The sequence below is a fragment of the Mycobacterium sp. E740 genome (genome assembly GCF_001672895.1).
Classification (GTDB): Bacteria; Actinomycetota; Actinomycetes; order Mycobacteriales; family Mycobacteriaceae; genus Mycobacterium.
The window spans coordinates 11614-29246 of sequence record NZ_LZKP01000224.1; the positions used below are offsets into that span (position 1 = coordinate 11614).

16 protein-coding genes and 2 pseudogenes are annotated in these 17633 nt (G+C 68.6%); 12 read left to right on the forward strand and 6 right to left on the reverse strand.

What is annotated here, in order from left to right; genetic code table 11:
* Positions 1-117: 117 nt before the first annotated feature.
* Together gltX and A5663_RS21795 are read right to left on the reverse strand one after the other, a co-directional pair.
* A complete protein-coding gene (gene gltX, locus A5663_RS21790; protein ID WP_068153808.1) occupies positions 118-1593 on the reverse strand; it encodes a glutamate--tRNA ligase in 1476 nt (491 codons plus the stop codon).
* Positions 1590-2378 (reverse strand): fumarylacetoacetate hydrolase family protein, encoded by a 789-nt coding sequence (locus tag A5663_RS21795; RefSeq protein WP_068153809.1) that lies wholly within the window; start codon positions 2376-2378, stop codon positions 1590-1592. Before A5663_RS21795 ends, gltX begins: the two co-directional genes overlap by 4 nt.
* A 116-nt stretch (positions 2379-2494) precedes the next feature.
* On the opposite strand from A5663_RS21795, the gene A5663_RS21800 reads away from it, so the two are divergent.
* Positions 2495-3685 carry an MFS transporter gene (locus A5663_RS21800; RefSeq protein ID WP_068153810.1) on the forward strand — a complete coding sequence of 397 codons (1191 nt, stop codon included), beginning with the start codon at positions 2495-2497 and terminating at the stop codon, positions 3683-3685.
* Here A5663_RS21800 and A5663_RS21805 read toward each other — a convergent pair.
* A complete protein-coding gene (locus A5663_RS21805; RefSeq protein WP_068153849.1) occupies positions 3682-4692 on the reverse strand; it encodes a 3-isopropylmalate dehydrogenase in 1011 nt (336 codons plus the stop codon). The two genes, A5663_RS21800 and A5663_RS21805, sit on opposite strands and share 4 nt — an antisense overlap.
* A gap of 8 nt (positions 4693-4700) precedes the next feature.
* On the reverse strand, positions 4701-6287 hold the full coding sequence (gene serA / locus A5663_RS21810) for a phosphoglycerate dehydrogenase (protein ID WP_068153811.1): 1587 nt from the start codon (positions 6285-6287) through the stop codon (positions 4701-4703).
* A 30-nt stretch (positions 6288-6317) separates the two neighbouring features.
* Between serA and A5663_RS21815 the strand changes: the two are divergent.
* The 10 genes and pseudogenes from A5663_RS21815 to A5663_RS23440 form a co-directional block, all read left to right on the forward strand.
* Positions 6318-7721: pseudogene (locus A5663_RS21815) on the forward strand (phytoene desaturase family protein); the annotation flags it as partial.
* A gap of 135 nt (positions 7722-7856) precedes the next feature.
* On the forward strand, positions 7857-8996 hold the full coding sequence (locus tag A5663_RS21820; protein WP_369816688.1) for a polyprenyl synthetase family protein: 1140 nt from the start codon (positions 7857-7859) through the stop codon (positions 8994-8996).
* A complete protein-coding gene (gene crtI / locus A5663_RS21825; RefSeq protein WP_068153812.1) occupies positions 8996-10504 on the forward strand; it encodes a phytoene desaturase family protein in 1509 nt (502 codons plus the stop codon). The genes A5663_RS21820 and crtI overlap by 1 nt, the downstream gene beginning before the upstream one ends.
* A complete protein-coding gene (locus A5663_RS21830; RefSeq protein ID WP_068153813.1) occupies positions 10501-11448 on the forward strand; it encodes a phytoene/squalene synthase family protein in 948 nt (315 codons plus the stop codon). Before crtI ends, A5663_RS21830 begins: the two co-directional genes overlap by 4 nt.
* Positions 11449-11450: 2 nt before the next feature.
* The gene (locus A5663_RS21835) at positions 11451-11795 is read left to right on the forward strand and encodes a lycopene cyclase domain-containing protein (RefSeq protein ID WP_068153814.1); all 345 of its coding nucleotides are present in this window, start codon (positions 11451-11453) and stop codon (positions 11793-11795) included.
* Complete coding sequence (locus A5663_RS21840) at positions 11792-12121, forward strand: lycopene cyclase domain-containing protein (RefSeq protein WP_068153815.1); 330 nt, start codon at positions 11792-11794, stop codon at positions 12119-12121. The genes A5663_RS21835 and A5663_RS21840 overlap by 4 nt, the downstream gene beginning before the upstream one ends.
* A complete protein-coding gene (locus A5663_RS21845) occupies positions 12118-12849 on the forward strand; it encodes a class I SAM-dependent methyltransferase (RefSeq protein ID WP_068153816.1) in 732 nt (243 codons plus the stop codon). Before A5663_RS21840 ends, A5663_RS21845 begins: the two co-directional genes overlap by 4 nt.
* Positions 12846-14363, forward strand: a complete 1518-nt coding sequence (locus tag A5663_RS21850) for an FAD-dependent oxidoreductase (RefSeq protein ID WP_068153817.1) — start codon at positions 12846-12848, stop codon at positions 14361-14363. The genes A5663_RS21845 and A5663_RS21850 overlap by 4 nt, the downstream gene beginning before the upstream one ends.
* A pseudogene (locus A5663_RS21855) lies at positions 14360-15364 on the forward strand (DUF5914 domain-containing protein); the annotation flags it as partial. The gene A5663_RS21850 and the pseudogene A5663_RS21855, both read left to right, overlap by 4 nt.
* 42 nt (positions 15365-15406) lie before the next feature.
* Positions 15407-15616, forward strand: a complete 210-nt coding sequence (locus tag A5663_RS23440) for a DUF2945 domain-containing protein (RefSeq protein ID WP_197503539.1) — start codon at positions 15407-15409, stop codon at positions 15614-15616.
* A 2-nt stretch (positions 15617-15618) separates the two neighbouring features.
* Here A5663_RS23440 and idi read toward each other — a convergent pair whose 3' ends face one another.
* Positions 15619-16164: an isopentenyl-diphosphate Delta-isomerase gene (idi, locus tag A5663_RS21860; protein ID WP_068153851.1), complete on the reverse strand. Its 546-nt coding sequence runs from the start codon at positions 16162-16164 to the stop codon at positions 15619-15621.
* 63 nt (positions 16165-16227) lie between these two features.
* A complete protein-coding gene (locus tag A5663_RS21865; RefSeq protein WP_231976870.1) occupies positions 16228-17133 on the reverse strand; it encodes a MerR family transcriptional regulator in 906 nt (301 codons plus the stop codon).
* A 61-nt stretch (positions 17134-17194) separates the two neighbouring features.
* Between A5663_RS21865 and A5663_RS21870 the strand changes: the two genes are divergently transcribed.
* Positions 17195-17623 (forward strand): hypothetical protein, encoded by a 429-nt coding sequence (locus A5663_RS21870; RefSeq protein WP_068153818.1) that lies wholly within the window; start codon positions 17195-17197, stop codon positions 17621-17623.
* The last annotated feature ends 10 nt before the right edge of the window (positions 17624-17633 follow it).

A 17633-nucleotide genomic window follows, 5' to 3' on the forward strand; every position in this document is an offset into this window, starting at 1 on the left:
AGGTCACGGGACCAATTCGGTCCTCACGCGCAACGAGCGGAGCGCGCCGCGCGTGGTTTCGGACCGACGTGCAGACTACCAAAGATTCTCGGGCCCCTTTTCACGCCCGGGCGCTACTCACGCCTGGGCCGCGGCGTGCTCTCGGCCGGCGCGCAGCCGGGCCAGGCTGCGCTCGCGGCCCAACAGGTCAAGCGATTCGAAAAGCGGTGGGCTGACCGAGGCACCGGTGGCCGCGACGCGGATGGGTCCGAAAGCCTTGCGCGGCTTGAGCCCCAGCCCATCGAGCAGGGCCTCCTTCAGGGCCGCCTCGATCGCCGCGGTGGTCCAGTCAGCGGTTCGTTCGAGCGCGCTCAGCGCTGCCTCGAGCACCGGAACGGCCTCAGCGCGCAACTCCTTGCCCGCGGACTTCTCGTCGAGCGTGAACTCGTCGTCGTTGAGGAACTTCAACAGATCCCATGCGTCGCCGAGCACCACGATGCGGGTCTGCACCAGGGCCGCGGCCTCGGCGAACCGCTTCTCGTCGAGGCCCGTGTCGTGACCCTGCTCGGCGAAGAACGCACCCAGTCGGGCCGTGAAGTCTTGCGCATCCAGCAGGCGGATGTGTTCGGCGTTCAGCGCGTCGGCCTTCTTCTGGTCGAACCGGGCCGGATTCGAGTTGACGTCGGCGACGTCGAAGGCGGCCACCATCTCGTCGAGGCTGAACACGTCGCGGTCCTCGGCGATGCCCCACCCGAGCAGCGCCAGGTAGTTCAACAGCCCCTCGGGGATGAAGCCGCGCTCGCGGTGCAGGAACAGATTGGACTGCGGGTCACGCTTGGACAGCTTCTTGTTGCCGTCGCCCAGAACACTTGGCAGATGGGCGAACTCGGGAATGCGGTCGGCAACCCCGATCCGTATCAGCGCCTGGTACAACGCGATCTGGCGCGTGGTCGAGGGCAGCAGGTCTTCACCGCGTAACACGTGGGTGATCTTCATCAGCGCGTCGTCGACAGGATTCACCAACGTGTACAACGGTTCCCCGGTGCCGCGGGTCAACGCGAAGTCGGGCACCGAACCCGCCGGGAACGTGGTCTGCCCGCGCACCAGGTCGTGCCAGCCGATGTCTTCATGCGGCATCTTCAACCGCACGACCGCCCGCCTGCCTTCGGCGCGGAACGCCGTACGCTGTTCTTCGGTGAGGTCCCGATCGAAGTTGTCATAACCCAGTTTCGGGTTGCGCCCGGCAGCGAGATGGCGCGCTTCGACTTCCTCAGGTGTGGAGAACGATTCGTACGCCTCACCGGTCTCGAGGAGCCGGGCGATGACGTCGCGGTAGAGGTCGAGTCGCTCGGACTGCCGATAGGGTCCGTACGGCCCACCGACTTCGGGCCCCTCGTCCCAGTCGAGCCCGAGCCAGCGCAGGGCGTCGAGCAGCGCGCGATAGCTCTCCTCGGAGTCGCGGGCCGAATCGGTGTCCTCGATCCGGAACACGAACGTGCCGCCCGTGTGGCGGGCGTAGGCCCAGTTGAACAGTGCGGTGCGGATCAGGCCGACGTGCGGCGTGCCCGTCGGCGACGGACAGAACCGTACCCGCACGGTGTTCTCGCTTGTCATGGTTTTCCTTTGCGCACAACCGGATTCGTCAGTGTGCCGATGCCTTCGATGGTGATGCTGACCGTGTCGGAGTCGTCGATCGGGCCCACACCGTGCGGCGTGCCGGTGAGGATGAGGTCACCGGGCAGCAACGTCATCACCCGGGAGATCCACTCCACGATCGCGCCGACGTCGTGGATCATGTTCGACGTCCGGCTGTCCTGCTTGACCGAGCCGTTGACCTCCGTGCGGATCGCGAGGTCGGTGGGGTCGACGTCGGTGGCGATCCATGGCCCGATCGGGCAGAACGTGTCGTGCCCCTTCGCGCGGGTCCACTGACCGTCTTTCTGCTGCTGATTGCGGGCCGAGACGTCGTTGCCGATCGTGTACCCGAGGATGTTCTCGGCGGCCCGCGCGGCGGGCACGTCCTTGCACGGCCGGCCGATCACAACGGCCAGTTCGCCTTCGAAATGCACGGGGTCGGCGTCGACGGGCAGCTGGATAGGGACGTTCGGGCCGACGATCGCGGTGTTGGGCTTCATGAAGATGACCGGCTCGTCGAACGTGCCGCCGCCCATCTCGGCGATGTGCGCGGCGTAGTTCTTCCCGACGCACACCACCTTGCTGGCCAGGATCGGGGCGAGCAGCCGGACGTCGGCCAGCGGCCACTGCCTGCCGGTGAACTCCGGGTTGCCGAACGGGTGCTCCGCGATCTCCCTGGCGATGGCCTCGTCGGGATCGTCGGGCGCACCCTCGATGCTGACGAACGCGACTCCGTCGGGACTGGCGATTCGGCCAAGGCGCATGCCCGTCAGCCTAGTGAACGGGGGCGTGGCCACCGCGGACCGCTCCCTCCCCGAGGGCGTCCTAATATCTGAGACAGCGATTCAGCATTGTGAGATCAATATGTCACGATGGTGCGATGTCCGTCGAGTCGATCGGCACCGCGCGGCGCTGGTCGCTGCTGTGCATCGCGCTGACCGCGACGACGAGTGCCAACGTCTTCATCAACGGCGCCGCATTTCTCATCCCGACCCTGCACACCGAGCGCGGACTCGACCTGGCCGCAGCGGGTCTGTTGTCGTCGATGCCCAGTTTCGGCCTGGTGCTCACCTTGATCGCGTGGGGCTACGTGGTCGACCGCGTGGGGGAACGTTTCGTGCTCACCGTCGGGTCAGCCCTGATCGCCGCTGCGGCATTTGCCGCTGCCGCCGCCGACTCCCTGGTCGCAGTGGGCGCCTTCCTGCTTCTCGGCGGAATGGCCGCCGCCAGCAGCAATTCCGCCAGCGGCCGCTTGGTGGTCGGCTGGTTTCCGCCCGAGCAGCGCGGGCTGGTCATGGGTATCCGCCAGACCGCTACGCCGCTGGGCGTCGGATTCGGCGCCCTGGTGATTCCGCGACTGGCCGAAAGTCACGGCGTCGCAACGGCATTGATGTTCCCGGGAATCGTCTGCGCTGTCTCGGCGGTCATCTGCCTGGTGGCGGTGATCGACCCGCCACGGCCGCCGCGTTCCGAGGCGCCGGCCGAACACCTGGCCAACCCTTATCGCGGATCGTCTGTGCTGTGGCGCATCCACGCTGTGTCGGTGTTGCTCGTCGTGCCGCAGGCCGTCGTGTGGACGTTCACGCTCGTGTGGTTGATGACCGACCGCGGCTGGTCGGCGGCCTCGGCCGGTGCCGTCGTCACCGTGGCCCAACTACTCGGCGCCGGCGGGCGAATCGCCGCGGGTTACTGGTCTGATCGGCTGGGTCAGCGGTTGCGGCCGATCCGCTGGATCGCCGCCGCCGCAGCGCTGTCGATGGGATTGCTCGCACTTTCGGACTGGCTGAGCTCACCGGTCAGCGTCGTCGTGATGGTCGTCGCCTCGGTGATCACGGTGTCCGACAACGGATTGGCGTTCACCGCCATCGCGGAGATCGCCGGCCCGTTCTGGAGCGGGCGGGCGCTGGGCACTCAGAACACCTCTCAGCATCTGGCGTCGGCGGCCGCCGCCCCGGTGTTCGGCGCGCTGATCGGTGTGGCGGGATATCCGGCGGCGTTCGCGGTGAGCGCGCTGCTGCCGCTGGTCGCGATCCCCGTTGTACCTCAGGACGACATCTCGCGAAACGACTAGAGGTAGCTCGCGATCCGGTCGCCGACCTGCGTAGTCGAGAACTTCTCGTCGCCGCGCGTGGCGAGGTGCTGTTCGACTGCCTTGTCGACGCGAGCGGCGGCGTCGACCTCACCGACGTGCGACAGCAGCAGCGCGACCGACATGATCGCCGCGGTCGGATCGGCGATCCCCTGCCCCGCGATGTCGGGGGCGCTGCCGTGCACCGGTTCGAACATCGACGGGTTCGTCCGCGTCGCGTCGATGTTGCCGCTGGCCGCCAGGCCGATACCGCCGCACACCGCGGCAGCGAGATCGGTGACGATGTCGCCGAACAGGTTGTCGGTGACGATCACGTCGAACCGCCCCGGGTCGGTCACCATATGGATGGTGGCGGCGTCGACATGCTGGTAGGCCACTTCGACGTCCGGGTATTCGGCGGCGACCTCCTGCACGGTGCGCCACCACAACGAACCCGCGAACGTCAGCACGTTGTTCTTGTGCACCAGCGTCAGATGCTTGCGGCGCCGCTGGGCCCGAACGAACGCGTCGGCCACCACCCGACGCACACCGAAGGCCGTGTTGACACTCACCTCGGTGGCGATCTCGTGCGGTGTCCCGACCCGGATCGCCCCGCCCGTACCGGTGTACGGGCCCTCGGTGCCTTCCCGCACGACGACGAAGTCGATGTCGGGGTCACCGGCCAGCGGACTGCTTACCCCGGGATAGAGCCGGCCCGGCCGCAGATTGATGTGGTGGTCGAGGGCGAAGCGGATACGCAACAGCAGACCGCGTTCGAGGACACCGCTGGGCACCGACGGATCACCGATCGCGCCGAGCAGGATCGCGTCGTACTCGCGTAGTTCGTCGAGCACCGAGTCCGGCAACACCTCGCCGGTGGCGTGGTACCGGCGCGCACCCAGGTCGTACGGCGTCTTCTGCACGCCGGGCAGCACCGCGTCGAGCACCTTGACGGCTTCGCCGACGACCTCGGGGCCGATGCCGTCGCCGGCAATGACGGCCAGCTTCATCGCGGAACTCACGACAGGTCAACCACTTTCAGCAAGTTCGCACCGACTTGCTCGGCGATCGACGAGCGCACGTCGTCGGGTACGTCGCGGTCGATCCGCAGCAGGATCGTCGCACCCGGACCCTCGGCGTCCTCGCTCAGCTGGGCGGCGTGGATGTTGATCTCCGCGCTGCCCAGCAGGGTGCCGATCTTGCCGAGCGTGCCCGGCTGGTCGAGATAGTTGACGATCAGGTACACACCTTCGGCGCGCAGGTCGAAGTTGCGCTCGTTGATCTGCACGATCTTCTCGACCAGTTGCGGACCGGTCAGCGTGCCCGCCACGTTGGCGGTCGAACCGTCGGCGTAGACCGCCCGTACGTCGACCATGCTGCGGTGGTTGGGACTTTCGGTAGCAGTGCTGATGTCGGCCTGCACGCCCCGTTCGGCGGCGAGCGCGGGCGCGTTGACGAATGTCACCGGATCCTCGATGACGGCCGAGAACAACCCGCGCAGTGCCGACAGCTTGAGCACCTCGACGTCTTCGGCGGCCAGCTCGCCGCGCACCTGGACCGACAGCGACACCGGCAGCTCGTTGCACAGCACGCCGACCAGCAGGCCGAGCTTGCGCACCAGGTCCAGCCACGGCGCGACCTCTTCGCCGACGACGCCGCCGCCGACGTTGACCGCGTCGGGTACGAACTCCCCCGCCAGCGCGAGCTTCACGCTCGCCGCGACGTCGGTGCCCGCCCGGTCCTGCGCCTCGGCAGTCGACGCCCCGAGGTGCGGGGTCACGACGACCTGCGGCAGATCGAACAGCGGGCTCTCGGTGACCGGCTCCTTGGCGAACACGTCGATGCCCGCCGCGCGCACGTGCCCGGAACGCACCGCGTCGGCGAGCGCGCTTTCGTCGATCAGGCCACCGCGCGCGGCGTTGACGATGATCACGCCCGGCTTGGTCTTCGCCAACGCATCCTTGTCGATCAGGCCTGCCGTCTCGGGTGTCTTGGGCAGGTGCACCGAGATGAAGTCGGCGCGGCCCAACAGCTCGTCGAGGCTCAGCAGCTCGATACCGAGCTGAGCGGCGCGGGCGGCCGAGACGTACGGGTCGTAGGCCACGATGTGGGCGCCGAACGCCGCCAGCCGCTGGGCGACCAGCTGACCGATGCGGCCCAGGCCGACGACGCCGACCGTCTTGCCGTAGATCTCGGTGCCGGAGAACGACGAGCGCTTCCAGGTGTGCTCGCGCAGTGAGGCGTCGGCGGCGGGAATCTCGCGCGCGGCGGCCAGCAGCAGGGCTAGCGCGTGCTCGGCCGCGCTGTGGATGTTCGAGGTCGGCGCGTTGACCACGAGCACCCCACGGGCGGTGGCGGCCTCCACGTCGACGTTGTCGAGGCCGACGCCGGCGCGGGCGACGATCTTGAGCTTGGGCGCCGCGGCCAGCACCTCGGCATCCACGGTCGTCGCGGAGCGCACCAGCAGCGCGTCGGCTTCGGGCACCGCGGCCAGCAGCTTCGGCCGGTCCGGGCCGTCGACCCAGCGGACTTCCACCTGGTCGCCGAGGGCGGCGACCGTCGATTCAGCCAATTTGTCGGCGATGAGTACAACGGGCAGGCTCACGCGGTCAGCCTAATGGGCTTGAATTGTCCGGTGGATGTCACCGTCGTCGGTAGTGGACCCAACGGTTTGGCCGCCGCGGTCATCTGCGCGCGCGCCGGCTTGTCGGTGCAGGTGCTCGAGGCGCAACCGACCTTCGGCGGCGGCGCGCGCACGCTGCCCGACCCCGAGTTTCCCGGCGTATCGCACGACATCTGTTCTGCGGTACATCCGCTCGCGCTGGCATCCCCGTTCCTCGCCGAGTTCGACCTGCCCGCCCGCGGCGTGACCCTAAAAGTGCCCGAGGTGTCCTACGCCAATCCACTGCCGGGGGCACGCTCGGCGGTCGGGTACCACGACCTCGACCGGACCGTCGCGGAGCTCGAGTGCGGCCGGTCGTGGCGCAGGCTCTTCGGGCCGATGGTCGACCACGACGACGCGGTACTCGACATCCTTCTCGGCGACAAGCGTTCGATCCCGACGAATCCGCTCGCCGCGGTACAAGTGGGACGCCGACTCATCGAGCAGGGCACGCCGGCGTGGCGGGCGCTGACGGGAGCCGATGCGCGCGCCTTGTTCAGCGGCGTTGCCGCTCACGTGATCTCACCGATGCCGTCGCTGGTGTCGGCCGGCGGTGGGCTGATGCTGGGTACGCTCGCGCACACGGTCGGCTGGCCCATCCCGGTGGGCGGCAGTCAGGCCATCGCCGACGCATTGATCGACGACCTCCGCGCTCATGGCGGTACGCTGACCGCCGACCACGAGGTCACCGAACCACCTACCGGCGTAGCGCTTTTCGACACGGCACCCACCGCGCTGCTGGGCATCTACGGTGACAGACTGCCGCGCCGGTACGCAAACGCTTTGCGGCGGTACCGATTCGGCCCAGGTGTGGCGAAGGTCGACTTCGTGCTGTCCGAGGAGGTGCCGTTCACCGACGAGCGGCTCCGGCGCGCCCCGACCCTGCACATGGGCGGCACCCGGGAGCAGATGGCACACGCCGAGCGCGAGATCGTCGCGGGCCGGCACCCGCAGTGGCCGATGGTGCTCGCGGCGCTGCCACACCTCGCCGATCCGAGCCGCGTCGATGCGCAGGGCCGCCGCCCGCTGTGGACGTACGCGCACGTGCCGTCGGGATCGACGGTCGACCAGGCCGAACGGGTCACCGATATCTTCGAACGCTTCGCGCCCGGGTTCCGCGACATCGTGGTGGCGGTCCGGTCGACGCCGGCCGCGCGGCTGGCCGACCACAACGCCAACCTCGTCGGCGGGGACATCGGGGTCGGCGGCAACACATTGATGCACGCGCTCGCCGGCCCGACACCACGCCTCAACCCGTGGAGCACGCCGCTGCACGGCGTGTACCTGTGCTCGTCGGCCACTCCGCCGGGCGGCGGAGTGCATGGAATGGCCGGCTACTTCGCCGCCCGCACGGTGCTGCGGCGCGAGTTCGGTATCAAGAGAATCCCCCCGCTTTCGCGCTATGATCAATCGATGCAAACTCGATGCATCAAATGCGGCGAAAGCGGGTACCCGCGATTGAGTGCCGCGCATCGGGGTACTTGTCGTCACATCGAGTGAAGGGGATGCTGCTTGAGCGGTATCAACGGACACGCGCACGCCCCTCTGCTGGCGATGACGCCCGCCGTTGCTCCGGAAAAGGGGCTGTTGAACACGGCCTTTCCGGTGTGGCGCGCCGCTGTGCGGCGTGCGGTGTTGCGGTCGCTGGCCGACTTCGTCACCACGCGGTGCGCCGACGACCTCGGCGCGGCAGGCGTGGATATCGCGATCGACGTACTGCAGGGCTTCGTCGACAGCGGCAAGTGCGTGCGCTCGACCTTCATGTACCTGGGCTGGTTGTGCGGGGCGCAGGACGATTCGGCAGCGCTGCGGGCCGCCGCGAGCTTCGAATTGCTCCACGCGTTCGCGCTCCTGCAGGACGACGTGATGGACGGATCGGCACTGCGGCGCGGACGCCCCGCAGCCCACGTCAGCTTCGCCCGATGGCACCGGCAGCGAGCGATGTCGGGTTCCCCCGAGCGATTCGGCGAGGCGGCCGCGGTCCTGCTCGGCGACCTGTGCCTGGTGTGGTCCCAGCAGATGCTGCGCGAGAGCGGACTCGGCGAAACGGCGCTGTCTCGCGCATGGCCCCGCTACGACGCGATGCGCACCGAACTCGCCGTCGGGCAGTTCGCCGACCTCGTCAACGACGCCGCCGAATTCCCCGAGTGGGAGCAGGTTCTCGACGTTCTGCGTCGCAAATCGGGCAACTACACCGTGCGCAGACCACTCGAGATCGGCGCCGCGATGGCCGGATGCACTTCCGGAGTCCTGGAGCTGCTCGGCGGCTACGGCGAAGCCGTCGGTGAGGCTTTCCAGTTGCGTGACGACGTCCTGGGGATCTTCGGCTCGCCCGAGATCACCGGCAAACCGGCGGGCAGCGACCTTTTCGAGCACAAAGCGACAAGCGTCGTGGTCGCGGCGTACCGGCTCGCGGACACGACCGTCCGTCGGGACCTCACCCAGTTGATGAGCACCTCCGATCTCTCCGACGGTGACGTCCGGCGGTGGCGCAAGCTGATCGTGGCCACCGGCGCAGTGGAATGGATTGAGCAGCTCATCGATTCGCGCCTGAACCGCGCGCTGGACCTGATCGAAGCGAGGCAGGTGGACCCGATGATCCGTACCGCCCTGACCGACATGGCCGCGGCCTGCACCGAACGGGCCGCGTGATGCGCACCGTCGGGGGAAGCACCGATCACGTGGTAGTGGTCGGTGCCGGGTTGGCCGGCCTTTCGGCGGCCCTGCAACTGGCCGGGCGCGACCGCGCGGTGACGGTCGTCGAACGCGGTCAGTATCCGGGGGGACGTGTCGGCCGGATGGACATCGACGGGTACCGGCTCGACACCGGGCCGACCGTGCTGACGATGCCCGACATCATCGACGACGCATTCGCCGCGGTCGGTGAGTCCCTCTCCGACCGGCTTGAGCTCATCAGCGTCGAGCCCGCCTATCGCGCGTCGTTCGCCGACGGCAGTGCGCTGCAGGTGCACAGCGACCGAGACGTGATGACGGCTGAGGTCGAGCGGTTCGCCGGCCCGCGAGAAGCCGACGGCTATGTCCGCATGCGTGACTGGCTCACCAAGCTGTACCAGGTCGAGTTCGACGGCTTCATCGCGGCGAACTTCGACTCGCCACTCTCGCTGCTCACTCCGCAGCTGGCCCGGTTGGCCGCGATCGGCGGATTCCGCCGGTGGGACAAGATGATTCGCCGCTATCTGCGCGACGAACGACTACAGCGGGTGTTCACGTTCCAGGCCCTGTACGCGGGCGTGCCACCCCACCGCGCGCTGGCCGTGTACGCCGTGATCGCCTACATGGACACCATCGGTGGCGTCTACTTCCCGCGCGGCGGAGTCCGCGCGCTTCCCGACGCGCTGGCCGCGGCCGCATCCGACGCGGGTGTCGAGTTCCGTTACGGCTCCGCGGTCTCCGCGCTGGAGCGGACGGGCGACCGGGTGGTGGCGGTGCGCACCGCCGCCGGTGACCGGATACCCGCCGATGCGGTCGTGCTGACCACCGAGCTGCCCGACACCTACCGCCTGCTCGGCCGCACACCGCGGCGCGCGCTGCCGCTGCGGCCTGCGCCGTCCGCGGTCGTCGCCCACGTCGGCTGTCGCGCGGTCGGCCCGGAGATCGCCCATCACACCATCGTTTTCGGCGACGAATGGGAGCAGACGTTCACCGACATCATCGACGACGGCCGGGTGATGTCGGACCCGTCGTTGTTGGTGACCCGGCCCACCGCCGGCGACCCCTCGCTGGCGCCCGCCGGCCGCGACCTGCTCTACGTCCTCGCGCCTGCACCGAATTTGAAAGTAGGACAAGTCGATTGGGCATCGACCCGGGACCGCTACGTCAGCCAGATGATGGACACCGTAACTGCGCGGTTACCACAGTTGGGAGCCGACGCGGAGGTGCTGCACGTGGTCGATCCGCTGGACTGGGCGCGCCAGGGCATGACGGCCGGCACACCGTTCGCACTGGCGCACACGTTCGCCCAAACCGGCCCCTTCCGGCCCGCCAACACCGTGCGTGGTGTCGCCAACGTGGTGCTGGCCGGGTCGTCGACGGTTCCGGGTGTCGGCGTGCCCACCGCGATGCTGTCCGGCCGGCTGGCCGCCGACCGAATCACCGGCCTGCCCATCCGGCGGGCCCGCAACCAGGTGGTGCAAGCATGATCGGTTCCGAACTCGACGCGGCGGGTGTACGCGATCCGGCGCTGCGCAAGGCCTACCGCCGATGCCGGACGATCAACGCCGAGCACGGCCGCACGTTCTTCCTCGCCACCCGTCTGCTCGCACCCGAACAGCGTCCGGCCGTCCATGCGCTGTACGGCTTCGCCCGCCGCGCCGACGACATCCTCGACGACTTCGATCCGGTCATCAGCATGAGCGAACGCGCCGATCAATTACAGCGGCTCGCCACAGAGCTTTTCAACCGGTTGGCTCCGGGCGGCTGCGACGACGGGGACCCGGCACTGGCCGCGGTCGTCGACTGCGCGCGCCGGTACGGCATTCCCTGGGAGCTGTTCGACGACTTCCTCAGTTCCATGCGCATGGACCTTTCCGTCACCGACTACCCCGACCGGGCGGCGCTCGACCGCTACATGTACGGCTCCGCGGAGGTCATCGGCCTGCAGCTGTTACCCGTGCTCGGCACCGTCGGCCCGCGTGAGGAAGCCGCGCCCTACGCGGCCGCGCTCGGAAAAGCCTTCCAGCTCACCAACTTCCTGCGTGACATCGACGAGGACCTCGAACGTGGCCGGGTGTACCTGCCCGCCGACGAGCTGGCCGCACACGAGGTGGACCGCGACGTGTTGATGTGGTGCCACGAGAACCAGCGCACGGACGCCAAGGTGCGGCGCGCGCTGGTCGAGCAGCACGCGATCAACCGGCGGGTGTACGACTACGCGCGGCGCGGCATCGCTCAGCTGCGGCCGCGGTCGCGGCCGTGCGTGTCGGCTGCCCTGACGTTGTACTCCGAGATCCTCGACCGCATCGAGGAGATCGACTTCGCGGTGTTCACCCAGCGTGCGAGCGTCGGGATCGGTCGCCGTCTCCGGGTCGGCGGCACCGGGCTGGTCAAAGCATGGAGCGCGCGGCGTCGGGACGGCAAGGTGTGAGGATGGAGCACTGGCAGTACCTGTTCGTGCTGGCGGCCTGCCTGGCGATCACCGCGCCGCTGGAGCTGCTCGGCGCAGGCGTGTATCGGCAGCCGCGCCGCGCCGCAGCTGCGCTGCTGCCCGTCGCGGCAGTCTTCGTGCTGTGGGACGCGATTGCGATCGCCACGGACATCTGGACATACAACCCGCGTTATGTCACGGGTTTCGACGTGGCGGGCGTGATGCCGGTGGAGGAACTCCTGTTCTTCGTCGTCATCCCGCTGTGTGGCCTGCTGACGTACAACGCCGTCGAGACGATACTGGCTTGGCTGCAACGCAAGCGGACCCGCGCGGAGCACGCGAAGTGAGCGGGCTCGGGTACACGGTGCCTGCCGTGGTGGCCGTGATCGCGGTCTGTGTCCTGGAATTGGGCGTCCTGCGCACCGGGCTGTTCCGCCGCCCGGCGTACTGGATCTCGATGGTGATCGTGGTCGGCTTCCAGGTGCCGGTCGACGGCTGGCTCACCAAGCTGGGCGCACCGATCGTGATCTACGACGAGCAGCACACCAGCGGGATCCGGTTCCCGTTCGACATACCGGTCGAAGACTTCCTGTTCGGGTGGGCGATGGTCACCGCGGTGCTGGTGCTGTGGGAGCGGCAGCGACAGCGGATGCCGAGAAAGGACGCGTCGTGAGGGACAACGTCGACGGCAGCTCCGATGACCCGGCGGACGTTCCGGCCGCCTTCGACGAAGGCGCGGCCGCCTACGACACGCTGGTCGACTCGAATCCGGGTTACCACGCCCACCTGCGGATCTCCGCGCGGCGAATGCGGCTGCCCGACGGGGGCCGCGGGCTGCGACTGCTGGATGCGGGGTGCGGCACCGGGGCGTCGACCGCCGCGCTGTTGTCCGTCGCACCCCACGCCGAGATCGTCGCGGTCGACGGCTCCGCGGGCATGCTCGCCGAGGCGCGCGCCAAGAGATGGCCCTCGACAGTGCGTTTCGTCCACAGCCGTATCGAGGACATCGCCCACGCCGGCGTCGACGGGCCCTTCGACGGCATCTTCGCCGCGTACCTGGTGCGCAACCTGCCCGACCCCGACGGCCAACTGCGCGAGTTCCGTTCGCTGCTGCGACCCGGCGCAAGGCTCGGAGTGCACGAGTACTCGGTGCGTGACTCGCGACTGGCCACCGCCGTGTGGAACGCTGTCTGCGTCGGGATCATCATTCCGAGTGGCCGGCTGCGCAGCGGCGATGCGTCGCTGTACCGGTACCTGCGGCGCAGCGTGAACCGCTTCGACGGAGCCGCCGAGTTCCGGAACCGGTTGCAGCGCAACGGTTTCAGTGCCGTAGACAGCAAGACGATGCGGGGCTGGCAGCGCAACATCGTGCACACGTTCCTCGCCGAGGCGCCCCGGTGACCGACCCACGCCGCGTGACCCACGCAGCGCCGACCGGCTTTCCCGACGCGGCAGCGCTGCCGCACAGGCCGAGCGTCGTGGTCGTCGGCGCGGGCATCGCCGGTCTGGCGGCGGCCACCGGACTGGCCGAACGCGGTGTCAGCGTCGATCTGCTCGAGCGCGAATCGTACCTGGGCGGTCGCGTCGGAGGCTGGAGCGAGACGCTCGACGACGGCACATCCGTGGCGATGAACCGCGGCTTCCACGCCTTCTTCCGCCAGTACTACAACCTGCGGAACCTGTTGCGGCGCATCGATCCCATGCTGGGAATGCTCAGCCCCGTGTCGGACTATCCGCTCGTCGACGCGCACGGCAGGCGCGACACCTTCCGCGGACTGCCGCAGACGCCGCCGTTGAACGCGCTGGCATTCGCGTTGCGCAGCCCCACCTTTCGGCTGCGTGACCTCGCGCGTCTCAACGCCCGCGCCGCGGCACCATTGGCGGCGGTCGCGGTGCCCGCGACCTACGAGCGGCTCGACCACCTCGACGCCGAGACGTTCCTGCGGCAGATCAACTTCCCCGCCGCCGCCCGGCATCTGGCATTCGAAGTGTTCTCGAGGAGTTTCTTCGCCGAACCCGCCGAACTCTCGGCAGCAGAACTGGCGACGATGTTTCACATTTACTTCCTCGGCTCCAGCGAAGGACTGGTGTTCGACGTCGCGAACGCCAACTTCGATACGGCCCTGTGGAATCCGCTACGCCGCCATCTGGAGTCGCTCGGCGTGCGGGTGCACACTTCAGTATCGGTCACCGAGGTGCACCCGGGCACGCGGTTCGTCGTCCGCTCGAACCACGGTGACGACATCGAGGCTGACGGCGTGGTGCTCGCGACCGATGTCTCGAGCCTGCAGCGCATCGTCGAAGGCTCGCCATCGCTCGGTGGCGACGGTTGGCGGCGCCGGATCGCCGCAATGGGCACCGCCGCACCGTTCGTCGTGCAGCGCTTGTGGCTGAGTAGGCCCGTCAATCCGGACCGCGCCGCGTTTCTCGGGACGGGCGGACGCCCGCCGCTGGACAATGTCAGCGTGTTGGAACGATACGAGCGGGAAGCTGCCGCGTGGGCGAACAGCACCGGCGGCTCGGTAGTCGAGTTGCACTCCTACGCGGTGACCGACGGCACGGCGGTTGTGCGCGAACGCCTTCCGGCCCGGATGCATGAACTCTATCCGGAGACCCGCGCCGCCGACATCGTCGGCGAGCGGGTGCTGTGCCGGCAGGACTGCCCGCGCTTCGCACCAGGTGACTTCGCACACCGCCCCACCGTGGGGACACCGCAGTCGGGTTTGGCGCTGGCCGGCGACGGCATCCGAATCGATCTACCGGTCGCGCTGATGGAACGCGCCGCGACGACCGGATGGTCGGCGGCCAATCTGCTGCTCGAGCGGTTCGGCCTCACCGGGCACGCGTTGCAGACCGTGCCGACCCGCGGCCGCTTCGGGCCGCTGCGGCGCCTGGCGGAAAGACAGCACAGATGAACATGCTCGCGAACGTGAAAGCCCGGTTGGCGAAAACGACACCGTTCGAGGTACTTCCGCGGACCGCGTGGTCGGGTCAGCAGCCCACCTATCACGACGCCGAGCCGGCGTTGATCCATTCGGCTCTGCGGCGCTCCCAGCGCAGGCCCAGCGGCAACTGGTATGTGTTCGCTGCCAGCGACACCATCGGCAAGCGGCCGATCCGTGCCACGGTCGGCGGGATCGAACTGGTCGCTTGGCGCGCCCGCGGCGGTGCGCTCGCGGTCGGCCCTGCGGCGTGCCCGCACCTGGGCGCGGACCTGTCGACCGGAACGGTCGACTGCGGTGCGTTGATCTGCCCGTGGCACGGTCTGCGCTTCGACGGCGGCCGCACCTGGAGTTGGCGACCCTATCCGGCACTCGACGACGGTGTGCTCGCTTGGGTCCGCCTGGATGAGCTCGGCGGTGAAACCCCCACTGCCGCACCGATACTGCCGAAGCGGCCGCACGAGCCGCAGCTGTCGGCGGTGACGCGGCTGGTCGGCACGTGTGAACCTTGCGACGTGATCGCCAACCGGCTCGACCCGTGGCACGGCGCGTGGTTCCACCCGTATTCGTTCACGCGACTCGAGGTGCTCTCGGCGCCGCCCGCCGACGACGAGCTCCCCGAGGAAGCGGACCGCCTGCTGGTCGCAGTCACGTTCCGGATCGCGCGGCTCGGTGTGCCGGTCATCGCGGAGTTCACCGCGCCGGAGCCGCGAACCATCGTGATGCGCATCGTCGACGGCGAAGGCGCGGGCAGCGTCGTCGAAACGCATGCCACCCCGCTGGGGGCCGATCGCGACGGCGCTCCGCGCACTGCCGTGATCGAGGCGGTCATCGCGCACTCCGATCGTCCCGGTTTCGGTCATGCGCTGCGCGGCGCACCGCTGATCGTCCCGTTCATGCGGCGTGCGGCAACACGGCTGTGGCGAGACGACCTCGCCTACGCCGAGCGGCTCTACCGGCTGCGCGCAAAACGTGAATCGGTTTCGCATCGATTCGCTTCGGGGTACTCCGCCGAAATGAGCAAGGACATCAGCAAGGGCGACAAAGTCCAGTGGAAGAGTCACGGCACCACGGTGACCGGGACGGTCGAGGAGAAGATCACCTCGGACACCGAAGCGGCGGGCCGCAAGGTGCGCGCCGACTCCGACAATCCGCAGTACCGGGTGCGCAGTGACAAGAGTGGACGCGACGCCGTGCACAAGCCAGGGTCACTGAAGAAGAAATAGCCTCACGGCCGACATCCCGGGTAGGTCTCATTCAGCAGCGGTATCTGTTCGGCCGCCCACGGACTGATGGCCCAGGGCAATTCGGCAGCCGACCGGAGTTGCTCCCAGGACACCCACATCCAGTCCATTACCTCGTCGGCGGCGGGTCGAATCGGTGCGTCGCAGCGCGCGACGAACACCGGACACACCTCGTTCTCCACGGTGCCGTCGGCGGCCACCGCGCGGTACCGGAAGTCCGGGAGCACGCAGGTGAGCGAATCGATCGCCACACCCAGCTCCTGCGCAGCACGGCGGCACACCGCATCGTCGATCCGCTCCCCCGGCGCTGGATGCCCACAGAACGAGTTCGACCACACCCCCGGCCAGGTCATCTTGCCGAGAGCCCGCCGGGTCAGCAGCACCCGCCCGTCCCTGTCGAACAGATAACACGAGAACCCGAGGTGCAACGGCGTCTGCGCATGGTGGACGGCGGTTTTGGCGGCACTGCCGATGTGCCGGCCTTGCTCGTCGAGTAACACGACGGATTCATCCGTTGTCGCGCTCGTCACTGCTGCCACTCCCTATACATACCCGAATTGGGCGGACTAACCGACGCAAACTCGATGCGCCCGTCATACATCGGACATGCAGTCGAGCGCTTCGCGCAGGCTGGTCACGCGCACCCCGGGCTCGATGTCGGGTACGGCGTCCCAGCCGAGGCCGCCGAGCAGTACTTCGGCATCGGCACCCAGCGCCCGGACGACGGCGATGTCGGCGGTGGCAGCGGTCTGCGACCACAACATCACCTTGACCGGTGAACCCACCCGCGAGACCGCTTCGGCCAACGCAGATTGCGGGACGTCGGCGCCGAGCGCCAGCGCGCCCTGTCCCTGCTCCGCGAGAGCCGCCCGCAGCGCCTCGAGCGGCAGGGCGTGCGTCTCGCCCGCAGTGCACGCCAGGATGACCGATGCCGCACCGGCGAGCGGCGCCAGCGGCGCGCGCTGCAGCGACCGCGACACCGCCCACGACAGGGCATGCTCGACGTCGACGCAACCGCCGCTCTCGTCCTGTTCCGTCATGATCGTCGAAAAGGCCGGGCGCACAATGAGATCCCAGGTGTCGAGGACGCCGAAATGGCGCAGGTGCGACTCGAGTAGCCGGCCCAGCGAGACGAGGTCGAGTTCGAATGCGGCAGCCACCAGCGAGTCGACATCGCCGCGCGGCGGCTTGAGCGACTCGGTCGCCAATTGCGCCGCGCTGCGCGCGCTGGTGCCCTGCTCGATCAGCTCGTGCATATGCCGAACGACCGCGATGTCGTGCTCGCTGTAAAGGCGGTGGCGGCCCGGACGGTGCCGGGAGGGCCCGACGCCGTAGCGCTGACTCCAGCTGCGCAGCGTCGCCGTCGGGACACCGACACGTTCCGCTACGACGCGGACGGTGTACCTCGGCTGGTCGGCGTCGTCGATCGGGCTGCGGCTGGGGGTCTCGACCCCGTCAGAGTATCCCCCGACTCGATCGGCCGAGGAATCAATGCGCAACCGATGCAAAATTTCGCCAACTGGATAGGATTTGCAGCCCGGAGCGGGTACTGCAACCTTCATGACCGATCAGGACAACGATAGCCACAGCCGCCCCGAGGGTCTCGGCGACGCCACGGTCGAAGCGCTCGGCGCCGTCTCCGAAGCGCTGGAATGGGTCGAACGTGCGCGCGGTGAACTGTATTCGTTTCATCAGCTGATGGGTCGGGCCGACCTCCTGCTGGGCGAAGCCTGCGACAAGCTGCGCGACGCCGGGCACGCCTCGGCCGCCGAACGCCTGGAGTCTGAACTCGTCGGTCGCAACGTGCTCTACGGCCGCTGGACCTTTCAGATCGTCGAGGACTTCGACGACAACTACTGGTCGGTGTTCCGCGACCACGAACGCCGAGTTCGCGACGAGCTCGCCCAAGGCCGCCGGCACGTGTTCGAGTCGGAGATGAAGGAGCGGCGCCGCACCCAGGGCAACTCCGGGCACGAACGCCGCCCCTGAAAAGCCGCGT

What these genes read in the sequence shown, in the direction of transcription:
- gltX (WP_068153808.1), bottom strand. Translation starts at nt 1,593, where the DNA reads ATGACAAGCGAGAACACCGTGCGGGTACGGTTCTGTCCGTCGCCGACG.
- A5663_RS21795 (WP_068153809.1), bottom strand. Translation starts at nt 2,378, where the DNA reads ATGCGCCTTGGCCGAATCGCCAGTCCCGACGGAGTCGCGTTCGTCAGC.
- A5663_RS21800 (WP_068153810.1), top strand. Translation starts at nt 2,495, where the DNA reads ATGTCCGTCGAGTCGATCGGCACCGCGCGGCGCTGGTCGCTGCTGTGC.
- A5663_RS21805 (WP_068153849.1), bottom strand. Translation starts at nt 4,692, where the DNA reads ATGAAGCTGGCCGTCATTGCCGGCGACGGCATCGGCCCCGAGGTCGTC.
- crtI (WP_068153812.1), top strand. Translation starts at nt 8,996, where the DNA reads ATGCGCACCGTCGGGGGAAGCACCGATCACGTGGTAGTGGTCGGTGCC.
- A5663_RS21830 (WP_068153813.1), top strand. Translation starts at nt 10,501, where the DNA reads ATGATCGGTTCCGAACTCGACGCGGCGGGTGTACGCGATCCGGCGCTG.
- A5663_RS21835 (WP_068153814.1), top strand. Translation starts at nt 11,451, where the DNA reads ATGGAGCACTGGCAGTACCTGTTCGTGCTGGCGGCCTGCCTGGCGATC.
- A5663_RS23440 (WP_197503539.1), top strand. Translation starts at nt 15,407, where the DNA reads ATGAGCAAGGACATCAGCAAGGGCGACAAAGTCCAGTGGAAGAGTCAC.
- A5663_RS21870 (WP_068153818.1), top strand. Translation starts at nt 17,195, where the DNA reads ATGACCGATCAGGACAACGATAGCCACAGCCGCCCCGAGGGTCTCGGC.